Origin of the sequence: Sphingomonas sp. Leaf17, assembly GCF_001421505.1 — a bacterium.
Classification (GTDB): domain Bacteria; phylum Pseudomonadota; class Alphaproteobacteria; order Sphingomonadales; family Sphingomonadaceae; genus Sphingomonas.
The window spans coordinates 249,661-266,220 of the sequence record NZ_LMKL01000006.1; the positions used below are offsets into that span (position 1 = coordinate 249,661).

The following is a 16,560-nucleotide window of genomic DNA, read 5'->3' on the forward strand; positions in this document are numbered from 1 at the left end:
CGGAAAGCGTGGGTAAGAGTGGATACAATCCCTGTTCCCCAAGGCGTATCCTCCATCATGCAGCATTCCGGCCCGGTCGGCCGCCCCCTCGGCCGTTTCGTCACCGTCGCCGTCACCGCGTTGCTGATGGGATGCGGATCCCCATCGAAACAGGGGGCGAGCGCGATGGCCGCCGCGCCGGCCCGCGCGCAGACCTTCGTCTCGATCCCGGTGCCGCCGCCAAGCCCCCGCGTGGCGCGCCCCGCGCCCGAGGCGCTGTCCGCCCGGATCGACGCGCTGGCGCGCGCCTTTGCCGGCAAGGCTGGCATCGCCATCCGCGCGGTCGACCAGGGATGGAGCGTGGAGGCCGGCGGACGCCAGCGCCTGCCCCAGCAATCGGTCAGCAAATTGTGGGTCGCGCTCACGCTGATGGACCTGCGTGACCAGGGGCGGGCGAGCCTCGACACGCCGATCACCGTCCGGCCGCAGGATTTGACGCTGTTTCATCAGCCGATCGCGATGCTGGTGAAGGGGTCGGGATACCAGACGACGGTCGGCGACCTGATGGTCCGCGCGCTGACGCACAGCGACAACACCGCCAACGACCGGCTGCTGAACTATGTCGGCGGACCGTCCGCGGTGCGCGCCATGATCGAGCGCAAGCGGCTGGGCGATATCCGCTTCGGGCCGGGCGAGCGCGCGCTGCAGAGCGGAACCGCCGGCCTGACGTGGCAGCCGGCCTATGCGATCGGCAACGCGTTCAACATCGCGCGGTCGCGCCTGTCGCCCGCCGCCCGGTCACGCGCGCTGGATGCGTACATCGCCAACCCGCCCGACGGTGCCGCGCCGCTGGCCATCGCCGACGCGCTCGCACGGCTGGCACGCGGGGAGTTGCTGTCAGAGGGGTCGACGCGGATCCTGCTCGACACGATGGGCCGGTCGGTCACGGGCCGTGCCCGTCTGCGGGCCGCGCTGCCGCCGGGCTGGATCATCGCGCACAAGACCGGCACGGGGCAGGATCTGGGCCGGCGCAATGCGGGGTTCAACGACGTCGGCCTGCTGACCGCGCCCGACGGCAACCGCTATGCCATCGCGGTGATGATCGGCGACACGCTGCGCCCGATCCAGGAACGACAGCAGCTGATCCAGGCGGTGGCCGGCGCGGTCGCCGAAAGCGCCAGTGTCGGCGCCGCCGCCGGACGCTATCCGCCGACGTCGGAGTGATGAAACGATCCCATTCGGGTTACGTCTGAGTGTCGCCTTATGGGGCGGAGCTTGCTAAGCCTCGGCCCATCATGCCTCATCTCTATCTCGTCGACGGTTCCGGCTATATCTTCCGGGCGTATCACCGGCTGCCGCCGCTTACCAACGTGCATGGCGAGCCGGTGGGCGCGGTGTATGGCTATACCACCATGTTGTGGCGGCTGGCGGACGAGATCCACGCCGCGGACGGCCCGACCCACATGGCGGTCATCCTCGACAAATCGTCGAAGACCTTCCGCAACGACCTGTACGACCAGTACAAGGCGCACCGGCCGCCGCCCCCTGAGGATCTGGTCCCGCAGTTCCCGATGATCCGCGACGCGACGCGCGCATTCAGCCTGCCCTGCATCGAGACCGAAGGGCTGGAGGCCGACGACATCATCGCCTGCTATGCCCGGGAAGCGCTGGCGCAAGGCTGGGCGGTGACGATCGTGTCGAGCGACAAGGATCTGATGCAGCTGATCGAGACGCCGGGCGCGGACAGCCCGGGACTCGACCTGTACGACACGATGAACAACCGGCGGCTGGGCGCGGAGTATGTCGCGGACAAGTTCTTCGGCATCGCGCCGACGCAGCTTGGCGACGTGCTGGCGCTGATGGGCGACAGCGTCGACAATGTGCCGGGCGTGCCGGGCGTCGGGCCGAAAACTGCGGCCAAGCTGATCCTGGAGCATGGCGACCTGGAATCGGTGCTGGCCGCGGCCGAGGGGATGAAGAAGGGCAAGCTGCGCGACAACCTGATCGAACATGCCGAGGCGGCGCGGCTGTCGAAGGTGCTGGTGACGCTGAAGGCCGATTGCCCGCTGCCCGAACCGCTGGAGGATCTGGCGCTCAAAGGGATTCCGGATGCGCCGTTGCGCGCGTTTCTGGAGCATCACGGGTTCCGGTCGCTGCTGAACAAGCTGGGTCAAGTCGCCGACGCGCCACGCGCCGCCCCGGCCGCCCCGGCGGGCGCGGTCGCCGAGCCGGAGACGTTCGACCGTGACGCGTATGAAACGGTATCGACCGTCGAGGCGCTGGCGACATGGGTGGCCGAGGCGCGCGCGCGCGGGTTCGTGGCGATCGACACCGAGACGACCGGGCTGGACGCCACGCGCGCCGACCTGGTTGGCGTGTCGCTGGCGCTGGCACCGGGCCGCGCCTGCTATGTCCCGGTCGGGCACGGCGGCAGCGACATGTTTTCGGAAGTACCGGTGCAGATCGACCGCGCGGCGATGCTGGCCATGCTGAAGCCGTTGCTGGAGGACGACAGCGTCCTGAAGATCGGCCACAATCTGAAATACGACATGATCGTGCTGGACCGCGCATACGCGGCCGAAGGGGGCGTGGTGGTCGCACCCTATGACGACACGATCCTGATGAGTTTCGACCTGGATGCCGGCGTCAGCCTTGGCGGACACGGGATGGACGAGCTGGCGAAGACGCACCTGTCGCACAGCTGCATCGCGTACAAGGACGTGGTCGGCACCGGCAAGAAACAGCTGGGCTTTCAGGAAATCGACCTTGCCGCCGCGACGAAATACGCCGCCGAGGACGCCGACGTCACGCTGCGCCTGTGGCAGCGGTTCAAGACCCGCCTGCCCGCCGAACAGGTGACGCGGGTGTACGAGATGGTCGACCGGCCGCTGGTGCCCGTCATCGCGGCGATGGAGCGCGCCGGGGTCAAGGTCGACGCTGACGCGCTGTCGCGGCTGTCGACCGAGTTCGCCGGGCGGATGGCGGCGCTGGAAACCGATATCCACGCGCTGGCCGGTGGTCCGTTCACGATCGGCAGCCCCAAGCAGCTTGGCGACGTCCTGTTCGAGAAGATGGGGATCAAGGGCGGGCGCAAGGGCAAGTCCGGGGTCTATTCGACCGACGTGACCGAGCTGGAGCGGATCGCCGCCGGCGCTGGTACGGATGGGGATTCGCCCGGCGCGGCGATCGCGCGGCAGGTGCTCGACTGGCGGCAGCTGTCCAAGCTGAAATCGACCTATACCGATGCGTTGCAGGCGCAGATCAACCCGGCGACCGGCCGCGTCCATACCTCCTACAGCCTGACCGGCGCGCAGACCGGGCGGCTGTCCTCGACCGACCCGAACCTTCAGAACATCCCGATCCGCACCGAGATCGGCCGCCAGATCCGCGACGCGTTCGTGGCCGAACCCGGCAACGTCATTCTGGCGGCGGATTATTCGCAGATCGAGCTGCGGCTGGCCGCGCACTTCGCCGACGAACCCGCGTTGCGGGCCGCGTTTGCGAACGGCGACGACATCCACAGCCTGACCGCGCAGGAACTGTTCGGCGAGATCAATCGCGATACGCGCGGGCGGGCCAAGACGATCAACTTCGCGATCCTGTACGGCATCAGCCGCTGGGGTCTTGCCGGCCGGCTCGACGTCAGCGCGGACGAGGCGCAAGCCATGATCGACCGCTATTTCGACCGCTTCCCCGGCATCAGCCGCTACATGGCCGACACGACGCAGAGCGTGCGCGACCTTGGCTATACGACCACGCTGTTCGGGCGGAAGACGCATTTCCCGCGCATCCAGTCGAAGGTGCAGCACGAGCGGCAAGGGGCCGAGCGCGCGGCGATCAACGCGCCGATCCAGGGGACAAGCGCCGACATCATCAAGCGGGCGATGGTCCGCATGGGACCGGCGCTGGCAGAGGCGGGTCTTGGCCATGTGCGGATGCTGTTGCAGGTCCATGACGAACTGGTGTTCGAGCTTCCGCAAGGCGACGTGGACGCCGCGAAACCGGTCATCGAACGCGTCATGGCGACGGCGGCCGAACCGGCGGTGGTGTTGAGCGTACCGCTGGGGATCGAGATCGGCACCGGTGCCAGCTGGGGCGCGGCGCATTGATGCCGTATGCCTCGCCCCGCCCCGTTTTCCTGCGAACGCAGGAACCAAGGGTCCAGAGCGCCGCGCTTCATAATCCCGGGATCCTGCGTTTGCAGGAACACGGTGTAGCCGTTTCCGGCATCCCCGCCTCGTGACCGCCGACACGCAGGATATCGACGCGCTGGCCAAGGGCGGGCGGACGAACATCTTCGGCTTCCTGCTGCGCCTTGCCGCGCGGTTGCCGTTCCTGTTCATCGCGGGCCGGATCTATGGTCCCGATCTGGTCGGGCGGTTCGCGATCGCGGTGGTGGTCGTCGAACTGGCCGCGCTGGTTGCGACGCTGGGTCTGAAACGCGGTCTGGCGCAGGCGCTGTCGAAGACCGACCGGCCGCACGCGCATGTCGTGTGGGACGCGATGGCGGTCGCGTTCCTGGTCGCGATCATCGCCAGCGCGTTCCTGTTCACCTTTCCGCAGATCATGTACCCCAACACGCCGATCAGCGGGCTGGACCGGTTCCTGCCGTGCATCATCGTCGCGGTCGCATGGTCCGACGTCAGCCTCGCCGCGCTCGCCTATCGCCGCAACGTGAAGGCGACGGTGACCGCGCGCGCGGTAGTGGAGCCGTGGACGATCTCGATCGCGGCGTGGGTGTTTTCGTACTTCACGATCCACGACGGGCTGGTGCTGTCCTATGTCGCGTCGATGGTCGCCGCGCTGATCGCCAGCCTGGTGCCGTTTTTGCGGAGCTACGGCCTGCCGGTCGGCTGGTCGCCGCGCTTCCGGCCGTTGCTGGCGCTGGCGCGCGCCAACGTGCCGCTGGCCGGGGCCGACGCGGTCGAATGGGGCACCCGCAACGTCGACCGGTTCATCCTGGGCGTGATGTTCGAGCCGAAGATCGTCGGCATCTATTACATGGCGCAGCAGGTCGCGTCGCTGCCGGCCAAGCTGAAGACCAGCTTCGACCCGATCCTGGGGCCGGTCATCGCCAGCAGCCTGGCGCGCGACGACAAGGCGGCGGTGGCGCAACAGGTGCGGCAGGTCGCGTTCTGGATCATGGCGGCGCAAGGCGGCCTCGCGCTGATGGGGTCGATCCCGGGCGAGGCGGTGATGGGCGTGGTCGGGCCGCAGTTCGTGGCCGGCACCGCCGCGCTCGCCTTCCTGCTGACGGCCGAGTTCTTCGCCTCGGCGGGCGCGGTGTCGGAAAGCGCACTGGTCTATGTCGCGCGGCACCGCAACCTGATGATCTCGCTGACCATGCTGGGGTTTCAGGTCGGCCTCAGCTTCGCGCTGATCCTGGCGATGCGCGGGCTTGGCTGGCCGGTGGCGTGGCAGGCGGCGGGGCCGGCGGTCGCGCTGATGGTCAGCCTGGGGATCACCAGCCTCGTCAAGATGCGGCTGTTGTCGGGCCTGCTGGGGGCGGGCGTGTCGCCATGGCGCTGGCCGATCGTCTGGGCGGCGCTGGCCGCGATCGTCGTGGGGGCTGCGTTCACGCTGTTGCCGCCGCGCTATGAATGGGCCGAGCTGCTGATTGGCGAGCCGGCGATCGCCGCGACCTATCTGTTCATCCTGTGGCGTTGGGCGTTCGGCGATGCCGACCGGACGCTGTTCCGCAAGAAACCGCCGGCCGAGGCGACGCCGGCGGCCTGATCCACCCTCACCCTTCCCACCGCCTTGCGGCGGCGGGTGAGGGTGACCGCACCTAGTGGCGGAAGTGGCGCATGCCGGTGAAGATCATCGCCAGCCCGGCGCCGTCGGCCGCCGCGATCACCTCTGCATCGCGGATCGAGCCGCCGGGCTGGATCACCGCCGACGCGCCGGCCTCGACCGCCGCCAGCAGGCCGTCGGCGAACGGGAAGAAGGCGTCGGACGCGACCGCCGAGCCGATCGTCTTCGGCTGGGACCAGCCGGCCTTGTCCGCCGCGTCCTTTGCCTTCCACGCGGCGATGCGCGCGGATTCGAGGCGGTTCATCTGACCCGCGCCGACGCCCGCCGTCGCGCCGTCCCGGGCATAGACGATCGCGTTCGACTTGACGTGCTTGGCGACGGTCCAGGCGAAGCGGCAGTCGGCCAGCTCCTGCGGGGTCGGCTGGCGTTTGGTCACGACGGTCAGCATGGCGTCGGTCAGCGCGCCATTGTCGCGCGACTGGACCAGCAAGCCGCCGGCGATCGACTTGATCGCCAGACCGCCACGCGCCGGATCGGGCAGGTCGCCGGCGATCAGCAGGCGCAGGTTCTTCTTCTTCGCAAAGATGGCGCGCGCCGCGTCATCGGCATCGGGGGCCACGACGACTTCGGTGAAGATTTCGGAGATGGCCGCTGCGGTCGGCCCGTCGAGCGGACGGTTGACCGCGATGATGCCGCCGAACGCCGATACCGTGTCGCAGGCGAAGGCGGCCTGGTACGCCTCCAGCAGCGTCTCGCCGCTGGCCACGCCGCAGGGGTTGGCATGCTTGACGATGACGACGGTCGGCGGTCCGTCGCGGAACTCGGCGACCAGTTCCAGCGCGGCGTCGGCGTCGTTCAGATTGTTGTAGCTGAGCGCCTTGCCCTGCAATTGCTGCGCCTGCGCGATGCCGTTCACCGCATTACCATCGGGCAGATAGAGCGCGGCCGACTGGTGCGGATTCTCGCCGTAGCGCAGGTCGTTGCCGCTGTTGGTGAAGGCGAGCGGCAGGGTGGCGGGGAACGCCTGCGCCTGATCGACATGGCCGAACCACTGGGCGATGCCGGCATCGTAGGACGCGGTCGCCGCGAACGCCTTGGCCGCCAGCCAGCGGCGCAGGTCGCCCCGCGTCGCGCCGTCGTTCGATTCCAGTTCGGCGATGAAGCCGTCATAGTCGCCCGGATCGGTCAGGATCGCGACGAAGGCATGGTTCTTGGCGGCAGAGCGCACCATCGACGGGCCGCCGATGTCGATATTCTCGATCACGGTGTCGCGGTCCGCGCCCTTGGCGACGGTCTGCCCAAACGGATAGAGGTTCACGACGACCAGGTCGATCGCGCCGATCCCGTGCTGCTCCATCGACGCGACATGGCCGACGTCGTCGCGCACCGCCAGCAGGCCCCCATGCACCATCGGGTGCAGCGTCTTGACCCGCCCGTCCATCATTTCGGGAAAGCCGGTCAGGTCGGACACGTCGCGCACCATGAGGCCGGCGTCACGCAGCGCGGTCGCGGTGCCGCCGGTCGATACCAGCTCGACGCCGCGCGCCGCCAGCGCCCGGCCAAGGTCGACCACGCCGGTCTTGTCGGACACCGACAGCAGCGCGCGGGTGATGGGGATGGCGGTCATGGGCGGAATCCTTGGGGCTGGGTGGCTGGCGGGTCGGGGTTCGCGGGTTCCATAGCCCCCGTGGCGTGGGCTTCAACCCTTTGCGGAGTTCCATGCCGCCCGCACGCAATCTGCGCGCCACCATAACCGTTCCCCGGCGAAGGCCGGGGTCCAGTCGCACGGGTCGTGGTCGCGTCGTGACGTCCTTTGCCACAACGACCTTGGCAACTGGACCCCGGCCTGCGCCAGGGAACAGAAGGTCTGTCTCGTGGACGAACCAGCCCCGGCCTCAAACCGCGCGCTTGAACGCCCAGCCGATGTTCGCGCCGCCCGCCGCCGCCTGTCCCGCAATGACGATCTGCTGCGTCGCCATCGGCATGCCGGCGGGGTCGATCCACAGGCTGTCCTCGACGCTCATCAGGCCGCCGCGACAGCGGAACTGCCACATCGCGCCGCCCGGCAGGCGCAGGATCGCACCCTGCGAATCGGCGGTCGCCGCCGCCTGCACGCCCGCCCCGAGGTGAAACCGGACCGCGAACGGCGTCGCATCGCCCTTTCGCTTGCGGCCGCGCGGCAACAGCATGTCCTCGCCGCGCAGTTCGCGGCCGTCGGCGGTCAGCACCAGCTGGCGGCGATGGAGAAAGCCCCAGCGGCGGACATAGCCGTCGTGGCTCATCTCGATCCGGCTGGCGACGTCGTTTTCCTGCCGGCTCAGCTCCACCTCGCCGACCCCGCGCCCCAGGGTGCCGCCGGTGAGGATCGCGGTCGAATTGCTGTCGCCGACGGTCAGCGTCGAATGGGCGGCGGTGGTGCGCAATCCTTCGGCGAAGGCGGCGGGCAGCTGCGCCAACGCGGCCTTCGCGCCACCGCAATTGACGACGATCCGCGCCAGGCCGTCCGAAAACTCGAACGCCAGCGTCGAGGCGCAGCCGCCCTCGACCATCTGCGCGACCGGCGGCGGGGCGGCGTCGGCGATCAGCACGGTGCTGCCCGCTGCGAGCCGCTGATACCCCCAGTCGCGCGACTGGCGTAAGGGGCGCGTGCGGACGCCGCTGGCCTCGATGCCGGCGGCGACGCGGTCGGGGTGAACAGGCCCACCGCCCTGCCAGCTGGCGAGGCCACGATCGGCATGGGTGACGCCGAGCAGTGCCGGCACCATCCGCGCCAGCGCCGCCTGCACCGACGCGGGCGGCGGTTCGTCGCGCGCATCGTACACCGCGCGCAGCATCGCGAGCAGCTCGATCGATTCCAGCAGCATCGCCGGACTGCGCGACACGGACCCGCCATCGTCGAACAGCGAGGTGCCGAGCGCGCGAGCCAGCCCCGCCTCGCCGAACGCGCGGCGCGGATCGCCGCCGGGCAGCAGCAATCCGGCGGTGACGACCCCGCACCACGCCGCGATCCGCCCGGCACCCGGCGGTGCCTTGTCCGCATAGCGGTCGATATGCCGTGCGCCCGTCGCCAGCGCGTTCAGCACGCGCGAGCGGTAGATCGTGTCGCCCGACGACAGGATCAACGGCGCGTGGAACGTCCAGTACAGGATCCGCCGGCCCCACAGATCGGGCCGCCAGCCGACCGCATCGGGCTTTTCCGCATGGGCCGACATCCAGCGGCTGGTCAGCGCCTCCGCCACCGGCGATCCTTGCGCCCGGGTCGCCACGGTGGACAGGTCGCGCAGCCAGGCAAAGGACTGGAGATACTCGGTAAACGGCACACCGAAGCCGGCGCGCAGCATGTCGAGCGAATCGACCGCATGGCTTTCGCCCAGAAACGTCATCGTTCCGTCGAGCAACGCATGGCCGCGCGCGACGTCGCCCAGCAGCGGGTCTTCCGGCACCGCGAGCAGCTTCAGCGGGAAGCGGCCCTTCAGCCGGATCGAATGGATCGGCGTCCGCCACGTCAGCGCATGGAATCGTTCGGCCAGCCGGTCGGCCAGCGACAGCCCCTTGTCGCCGCCCAGCCGGATCAGCCGCTTGCCCTCGACGATCCCGTCGGGCTGGCCGTCAGCGCCATCGTCGGGCGAGGTGCTCATTCGCCTCGCAGACGGCGGATGTTGGCGGCGTACCCGTCCGGCCCGTCGCGAAAGACCGAGGTGCCGGCAACCAGCGCGTCGGCCCCGGCCTCGATACAGCGGCGCGCGCTGTCGGCGTCGACGCCGCCATCGACCTCCAGGTCGATGGCACGGCCGCTCCTGTCGATCATTTTCCGTACCGCCGCGATCTTGCCCAGCTGGCTTTCGATGAAGCTTTGACCGCCGAAACCGGGGTTGACGCTCATGACCAGCACCAGGTCGACCATGTCGATCAGGTAATCCAGCATCTTGGCGGGTGTGCCCGGGCAGATGACGACGCCCGCGCGCTTGCCCAGCCCCTTGATCCGTTGCAGCGTGCGGTGGATGTGCGGCCCCGCCTCGGTATGGACGGTAATGGTGTCCGCGCCGGCCTCGGCGAAGGCGTCGAGATAGGCGTCGACCGGCGCGATCATCAGGTGGACGTCGAACGGCTTCGTCGTGTGCGGGCGGATCGCCTTCACGATCGCCGGTCCCATCGAGATGTTGGGGACGAAATGCCCGTCCATCACGTCGATATGGATCCAGTCCGCGCCGGCCGCGTCGATCGCGCGAACCTCCTCACCCAGGCGGGCGAAATCGGCGGACAGGATGGACGGAGCGATACGGACCGGTTGCATGGACTATCCCCCTAGCAGGCGGGTCGGGCGGTCGCCAAGCGGGGTGTTGGGATGGGTGGCTTTTGTCCTGGCGGGCGGCGGGGCGTTCAGATCTCTATCGTTCCCCGGCGAAGGCCGGGGTCCAGAGAAGCCCCCCCTACCCCTCGCGCCGCATCGCGACGATGAAGAACCCGTCGCAGCCGCCACGGTCGGCCAGCATGCCCGGCAGGGTCCGCACCCAGCCGCGCGTCGACGCGGTGATGCCGTCGGGCAGGACGCCGGCGGCGGGCGGCACGATCCTGAAGTCGCGGCGCTCGATCAGGAACGCCTCCGCCTGATGCTCGCCCTCCTGCGGTTCCAGCGAGCAGGTGGCGTAGACGAGCGTCCCGCCCGGCTTCACCCAGTCGGCGGCGCGCGCGAGGATCCTCGCCTGCTGATCCGCCATCTCGGCGATGATCGACGGGCGGACGCGGTACAGCACATCCGGATGACGGCGGTAGATGCCGGTCGCGCTGCACGGCGCGTCGATCAGCACCGCGTCGGCGGGGGCCTCGGGCTGCCATTCCAGCACGTCGGCGCGGATGACGGTCGCCTCCAGCGCGGTCCGCTTCAGATTGTCGCGCAGGCGTTTCAGCCGGCTCTCCGACGCGTCGACGGCGGTGACCTTCGCCCCCATCGCCGCCAGCTGCATCGTCTTGCCGCCGGGGGCCGCGCACAGGTCGAGGACATGACCCGCGTCACGCCCGATCAGCCGCGCGGGGATCGACGCGGCGACGTCCTGCACCCACCAGTCGCCGTCCTTAAAGCCGGGCATGTCGGTGACGGGGCCGTGATCGGACACCCGGACATGGCCGGGCGCCAGGCTGTCGCCGCCGGTTTCGCCCAGCAACCGGTCGGTCTGGTCCCAGTCGGACAGGCCAAGGTCGAGCGGCGGCGGCGCGGAAAAGGCGCGCGCGGCGTCCTCCACCATCTGGTCGCCCCACGACGCCTGCCAGCGCAAGGCGGTCGCGGCGGGCAGGGTCGGGATTTCGTCAAGGGTCACCTCGCCGCGCATCAGCGTGCCGAACACACCGTGGACCAGCTTGCGCGGGCCGCCATCGACCAGCGGCAGGACGGTGGCGATCGCGGCATGCGGGGGCGTGCCGAGCGCCAGCACCTGCACCAGCGCGATCCTGAGGGCAAAGCGCGCCTTGGCATCGTCGGGCAGCGGGCGCGGCGTCGCCGAATCGATCAGTGCGTCGAGATCGGGCAGGCGGCGCAGCGTTTCGGCGGCGATCGCATGGGCCAGGCCCCGGTCCGGGCCGCCGGGCAGCGCGCGGGTGGCGGCGGCCAGCGCGGACTCCAGCGGCTCGCCCCGACGCAGCACCGCGTCGAGCAGGCGGATCGCGGCGCGGCGCGCTGGCGTGCCGAGCGGATCGGGACCGCGCTCGCGCTGGCCGGACGCGCGCGTTGCGTGTTCCACCGGGTGAAAACCGGACTTGCCTTCAGGGCCAGAACCCGTGCGGGGGGGGCGCGACGCCATCAGGCGTGCGACTTTGCGGATGTCACGTAGAAAATCTCCCTTGAAGCCCCCATGTGGACGTCCAGCGTCCAAGTCGCAATCGAAAGGGTCCATCCATGGGTCAGCGTCCCGCACATGTGAAGCCGCCTGCGTATCTGTCCAAGAACACGCCCGTGCCGCAACCCGAGGCGAAACCGCAGCCGGAAGGCGACCCGATGGGCCTGAACCCCGTGCGCTACGGCGATTGGGAGCTGAAAGGCATCGCGATAGACTTTTAAGGGCGACGGAAATCCCGACCGACCGCTTCGTGCTTTCGCGGCAAAGGCCGGGGGAGTACATGGGACTGACGTCCGATCCCACCAGGCCATGACGCGACCGGAACGAAATCCCGCGCCGAACGTCCGGAATCGATGACGACCGGATCTCGTATAAATCGTTGGCAATGGCTGCTGGCCGGGCTTGGCCTGATCGTGGCGGCGCTGATGCTGTTGCTCGCGATGTTTCCGTGGGGGTTTCTGAAGGGCCGCGTCGAGGCTGCGTTGTCGAAGGAGATCGGACGCCCCGTGACGATCGCCGATATCGACCGTGTCGATACCATCGGCTTCACCCCGACGATCGCCGTTCGCGGTGTCAGGGTGCCACAGGCCGACTGGGCCGGCACGGGTGATTTCGCGACGCTGCGCGAGGCACGGGTGACCTTTTCGGTCTGGCCGCTGCTGACGGGCAGTTTCAGGCCGCGCGACGTGACGCTGGACGGGCTGCGGCTGGTGCTGGTCCGCGACAGGGACAAGCGGGTCAACTGGGGCCTGCCCGACAAGCAGGACCGCAGCCCCGGCGACGGTCCCGACCTGGCCGGGCTGAGCGTGCGTGACAGCGTCATCGTCTATCGCGACGCCGCGCAGGGGCGCGATGCGACGGTGGCCTTTGCCGCCGACCCCGTCCACGGCGTCCGCGCGACCGGCACCGGCCATGTCCGGGAAGCCGCCGTCCGCATCGGCCTGCGGGGGCCATCGGTCGCGCAGGCGCACGGCAGGCCATGGCCGTTCACCGCCGTCATCGACGGCGATGCCCTGTCGATGACGGCGAAGGGCACGATGGACCGGCCGCTCGACACCAGCGCGATGACATTGGATGTCACGGCGCGCGCGAACGACCTGAAGCTGATCGACGCGGTGATCGAGGCCGGGCTGTTCCGCACCCAACCGGTGTCGCTGTCGGCGCACGTCACCCATGCCGACGATGTCTGGACCGCGACCGCGATGCGCGCGACGATCGGCCGGTCGGACCTGACCGGTTCGGTGAAAGTCGCCAAGGCGGATGGGCGGACGAAGGTGACCGCCCGCGTCGCGTTCGGGCAGCTCGATTTCGCCGACCTGTCGTCCGACGAGGCGATGGCGGAGGGCCGTGCGAAGGAAGCACGGATCGGCCCGCGGCTGGTCCCCGACACGCGGATCGACATCAGCAAGATCAAGCGGACCGACGCGACGATGGACTTCACGGTCGGGCGGATCGTCAGTCGCGACGGCCCGTCACCGATCCGCGCGGTGCGCGGCCATGCCGTGCTCGACAACCGGCGGCTGACGATCTCGCCGCTCACGATGGCCTTGAAGCAGGGGACAATCACCGGGTCGGTGCGGATCGACCAGCGCAGCGGGGCGGCGAACCCGATGCTGACCGTGGCTCTACGCCTGCGCGACGGCAGCGTCACCGCGATGGGTGGCGGGGGTGGCGACTTCACCGGCAATGTCGATGCGTCGGCGCGGCTGACCGGGCGCGGCGAGACGATCCGCGCCGCGATCGGCCGCAGCACCGGCACGCTTGGCTTCGTGGCGCGCGACGGCATGCTGCCGGCCCGGATCGCCGCCGCGCTTGGCTTCGACGCGGGCCGCGCGCTGCTGACGGACAGCGAGGACCATGCGGGCCTTCGCTGCGTCATCGTCGGCGTTACCATGCGCGGCGGGCGCGGGCGGGTCGACCCGTTCGTGATCGACACGACGCAAAGCCAGCTGCGCGGCACGGGTCAGGTCGTATTCCCCGACGAACGCATCGCGGTGACGCTGACCGGCGCCCCCAAGCGCGACAGCGTGCTGCGTCTGCCCGGATCGGCGACGCTGTCGGGCACGTTGCAGCAACCGAACCTGGTCATTCCGCCCGTGGTGAAGTCGGTCGGCAACATCTTCAAGGCGATCGGCCGCGCGATCACGGGGAAACAGGGACCGACCGCGAGCGACGCGAATTGCGGTGCGCTGGCGGGGCGGGTGTTGGGGTGAAGATTGCGGTGCCGCGAAGCGGATTGTGACGAATAGCAAGAATTGGTGGAAAGCGGACCCTCGCACCGATCGTTCACCGCACCCGGTAAACCCCGAAAATCGTATAGACGCCCTCCTCACAGCCGTTTCCAAACGCACCTGCGTCAATGGCTGCGATGGCTTCGTCTAGGCCCGCAAACAAGCAATGCTCGTTGACAGGAAGCCCCTTGGCGATGGAATTGCAGGACAAAGGGGAGTGTTCAAGAAAGTCGCCGAACACCACGACATCGTAGCCGAGCAACGTCGAGGTGCCCGGGGCGGGCAAGCGAACATTGTCTGCAATAGGGGCAGAGCGGGCTGGCGAGCGATCTCGCCACCCGGCTGGATCGAACGTCCACCCATCGGTTTCCTGCTCGCGCTCGTAGGCAGTGAAATAGAACAGCGCTGTATCGCTTACGTCAGCGCCAGCGTCGGCGGCCAAAGACGCAAGCACGTCGGGACTGTTGGCCAAGCCAAAGCCGTTGTGCTGCCATGCTCCTTGCACATCGACTATGTTGTCGTTGACGCAGTCCGAAACGCTGCAAACGTCTTTGATGTGCTCGGGTCCAGTCGCGAGCCACCCGGGAGGTGGGACGATGCGCTTCAAGAGGTAACCGGCAGGAAGCATGAGCGGGTGATACACGCGAGAGCGAATGTCCGCTATTGGGCGGTTTTGGCCCTCCAAAGTCTGAGTCGCAAACGGAAGCCAAAGACGGGTCGAAGACGATGGATGCCTGACCCTACACCTCCGCGCGCAGCGGCCGCGCGAGCAGCGTGCCGATGACGTCGGCGACCGGCGCGCCCTCCAGCAGCCGGCACACCGCGAGGCAGACCGGCATGTCGACGCCGGCGTCGGCCGCCGCCTCGCGCAGGACGGGGGCGGTGAACGCGCCCTCGGCCACGGTCCGGCGATCGGCCATCAGCGTCGCCGCCGACTGGCCCCGGCCAAGGCCGACACCCAGCGAGAAGTTGCGTGAACTGGTCGACGAACAGGTCAGCACCAGGTCGCCCAGCCCCGACAGGCCGGCCAGCGTCTCCGCCCGCGCGCCGCGCGCCAGCCCGAACCGCGTCATCTCGGCAAAGCCGCGCGCGATCAGCGCGGCGCGCGCGTTCTGGCCCAGGCCTGCCCCCTCCACCACGCCGCACGCGATGGCGAGCACGTTCTTCACCGCGCCGCCGATCTCTGCGCCGATCACGTCGTTCGACGCATAGGGCCGGAAATGCGGGGTCGCGAGCCGGTCGGCCAGCCGCGCAAGCAGCGCGTCGTCCTCGCACGCCAGCGTGACGGCGGTGGGCAGCCCGGCGGCGACTTCGTGCGCGAAGGTCGGGCCGGACAGGACGGCGATCGGTGCGGAGGGGTGGATGGCGCGCGCGACGTCGCCGACCAGACGCTTGCTGCCCGCCTCGATCCCCTTGGCGCACAGGACGAGCGCGGCAGAACCGACCGGCGTCGCCGCCAGCACGCTCCCGACGTGCTGCGCCGGGGCCACGACCAGCAGCGCGTCGAGGCCGGCGAGGTCGGCCAGATCGTCGGTCGCACGGATCGTCGGCGACAGCGGCACGCCGGCCAGGAACAGCGGGTTTTCACGGGCCGCGTTGATGCCCGATACCACCGCCGCCTCGCGCGCCCAGAGCAGCACGTCGCGGCCTCCTTGCGCCGCCACCTGCGCCAGCGCGGTACCCCACGCCCCGCCGCCGATCACCCCGATCCTCATGCCTTTACCCCCGCGCCGCGTACCGCTTCCGCGGACGGATCCAGCGGCCAGCGCGGGCGGGCGGCCACGTCGAGCGGGTCGGTGAGGCCGGCGGCGAACCGCTCCGCCCCGGCCCAGCCGATCATCGCCGCGTTGTCGGTACACAGCCACAAGGGCGGCGCGACGAAGCGAAGGCCGTGTTCGGCCGCCAGCGCCTGCATCGCGCCCCGCACCGCGCCGTTGGCGGCAACTCCGCCGGCGACGACCAGCGCGGTCGCGCCGTCCGCGCGGTGCAGGGCGCGGCGCGTTCGGTCGATCAGGCAATCGACGACCGCCGCCTGGAACGACGCGGCCAGATCCTCAGGGCTATACCGGCCGACCGCGCGGACGACCGCGCTTTTCAGGCCCGCGAACGAGAAATGCGGTTCGGCCGAGCCTTTCAGCGGGCGCGGCAGCGGCACCGCCTTCGGGTCGCCCAGCGCCGCCGCGCGCTCGACCGCCGGGCCGCCGGGAAAGCCGAGACCCAGGCTCTTGGCGGTCTTGTCGAACGCCTCGCCGGCCGCATCGTCGATGGTCGTGGCCAGCCGCTTGTAGCGCCCCACACCCTCGACCAGCAGCAACTGGCAATGGCCGCCGGACACCAGCAGCAGCAGATAGGGGAATTGCAGGTCGGGGTCGGACAGGCGCGGGCTGAGGGCGTGACCCTCCAGATGGTTGACCGCGACCAGCGGCTTGGACGCCGCATGGGCCAGCGCCTTGCCCATCACCAGCCCGACCATCACCCCGCCGATCAGCCCCGGCCCCGCCGTGGCCGCGACCGCATCGACCTGACCGAGCCGCAAGCCGGCATCGGCCAGCGCGCCGACGATCAGCGGCTCCAGCGCCTCGACATGCGCGCGCGCGGCGATTTCGGGCACCACGCCGCCATAGGGCCGATGCGCTGCCTCCTGCCCCGCCAGCCGATGCGCCAGCACCCGCCGGTCACCGGTGACGACGGCGGCGGCGGTTTCGTCGCAGGAGGATTCGATACCGAGGATGATGGAATGGGCCATGGTGAGGCTTTTAGGAGGG

General features: G+C 69.6%; 12 protein-coding genes. 5 read left to right on the plus strand and 7 right to left on the minus strand.

The window, feature by feature from the left end:
• Nucleotides 1–57: 57 nt before the first annotated feature.
• From ASE75_RS10265 to ASE75_RS10275, 3 genes are all read left to right on the plus strand, one after another.
• Nucleotides 58–1,203: a serine hydrolase gene (locus ASE75_RS10265; RefSeq protein ID WP_055932917.1), complete on the plus strand. Its 1,146-nt coding sequence runs from the start codon at nucleotides 58–60 to the stop codon at nucleotides 1,201–1,203.
• Nucleotides 1,204–1,274: 71 nt separating this feature from the next.
• Entirely contained in the window at nucleotides 1,275–4,088 is a 2,814-nt protein-coding gene (polA, locus tag ASE75_RS10270; protein ID WP_055932920.1) for a DNA polymerase I, read from the plus strand.
• A 130-nt stretch (nucleotides 4,089–4,218) separates the two neighbouring features.
• Nucleotides 4,219–5,715, plus strand: a complete 1,497-nt coding sequence (locus tag ASE75_RS10275; protein WP_055932923.1) for a lipopolysaccharide biosynthesis protein — start codon at nucleotides 4,219–4,221, stop codon at nucleotides 5,713–5,715.
• A 52-nt stretch (nucleotides 5,716–5,767) separates the two neighbouring features.
• Here the strand turns inward: ASE75_RS10275 and purH are convergent, their stop codons facing one another.
• The 4 genes from purH to ASE75_RS10295 all read right to left on the minus strand — a co-directional run bounded on the left by purH (nucleotide 5,768) and on the right by ASE75_RS10295 (nucleotide 11,468).
• Nucleotides 5,768–7,360 (minus strand): bifunctional phosphoribosylaminoimidazolecarboxamide formyltransferase/IMP cyclohydrolase, encoded by a 1,593-nt coding sequence (purH, locus tag ASE75_RS10280; protein ID WP_055932926.1) that lies wholly within the window; start codon nucleotides 7,358–7,360, stop codon nucleotides 5,768–5,770.
• A 268-nt stretch (nucleotides 7,361–7,628) separates the two neighbouring features.
• Nucleotides 7,629–9,371: a heparinase II/III family protein gene (locus tag ASE75_RS10285; RefSeq protein ID WP_055932929.1), complete on the minus strand. Its 1,743-nt coding sequence runs from the start codon at nucleotides 9,369–9,371 to the stop codon at nucleotides 7,629–7,631.
• The gene (rpe, locus tag ASE75_RS10290; protein ID WP_055932932.1) at nucleotides 9,368–10,027 is read right to left on the minus strand and encodes a ribulose-phosphate 3-epimerase; all 660 of its coding nucleotides are present in this window, start codon (nucleotides 10,025–10,027) and stop codon (nucleotides 9,368–9,370) included. The genes ASE75_RS10285 and rpe overlap by 4 nt, the downstream gene beginning before the upstream one ends.
• 136 nt (nucleotides 10,028–10,163) lie before the next feature.
• Nucleotides 10,164–11,468, minus strand: coding sequence for an RsmB/NOP family class I SAM-dependent RNA methyltransferase (locus ASE75_RS10295; protein WP_055932935.1), 1,305 nt, complete (start codon nucleotides 11,466–11,468; stop codon nucleotides 10,164–10,166).
• A 155-nt stretch (nucleotides 11,469–11,623) separates the two neighbouring features.
• Between ASE75_RS10295 and ASE75_RS15155 the strand changes: the two genes are divergently transcribed.
• Nucleotides 11,624–11,785 carry a DUF1674 domain-containing protein gene (locus ASE75_RS15155; RefSeq protein ID WP_082463908.1) on the plus strand — a complete coding sequence of 54 codons (162 nt, stop codon included), beginning with the start codon at nucleotides 11,624–11,626 and terminating at the stop codon, nucleotides 11,783–11,785.
• Between the two features lie 132 nt (nucleotides 11,786–11,917).
• Nucleotides 11,918–13,777, plus strand: a complete 1,860-nt coding sequence (locus ASE75_RS10300; RefSeq protein WP_082463909.1) for an AsmA family protein — start codon at nucleotides 11,918–11,920, stop codon at nucleotides 13,775–13,777.
• Nucleotides 13,778–13,850: 73 nt separating this feature from the next.
• On the opposite strand, the gene ASE75_RS10305 is transcribed toward ASE75_RS10300, so the two are convergent.
• The 3 genes from ASE75_RS10305 to tsaD all read right to left on the minus strand — a co-directional run bounded on the left by ASE75_RS10305 (nucleotide 13,851) and on the right by tsaD (nucleotide 16,541).
• A complete protein-coding gene (locus ASE75_RS10305; RefSeq protein ID WP_156340379.1) occupies nucleotides 13,851–14,402 on the minus strand; it encodes a hypothetical protein in 552 nt (183 codons plus the stop codon).
• A gap of 133 nt (nucleotides 14,403–14,535) precedes the next feature.
• Nucleotides 14,536–15,510, minus strand: a complete 975-nt coding sequence (locus tag ASE75_RS10310; protein WP_055932941.1) for an NAD(P)H-dependent glycerol-3-phosphate dehydrogenase — start codon at nucleotides 15,508–15,510, stop codon at nucleotides 14,536–14,538.
• Nucleotides 15,507–16,541, minus strand: coding sequence for a tRNA (adenosine(37)-N6)-threonylcarbamoyltransferase complex transferase subunit TsaD (tsaD, locus tag ASE75_RS10315; RefSeq protein WP_055932944.1), 1,035 nt, complete (start codon nucleotides 16,539–16,541; stop codon nucleotides 15,507–15,509). The genes ASE75_RS10310 and tsaD overlap by 4 nt, the downstream gene beginning before the upstream one ends.
• Between the last annotated feature and the right edge of the window lie 19 nt (nucleotides 16,542–16,560).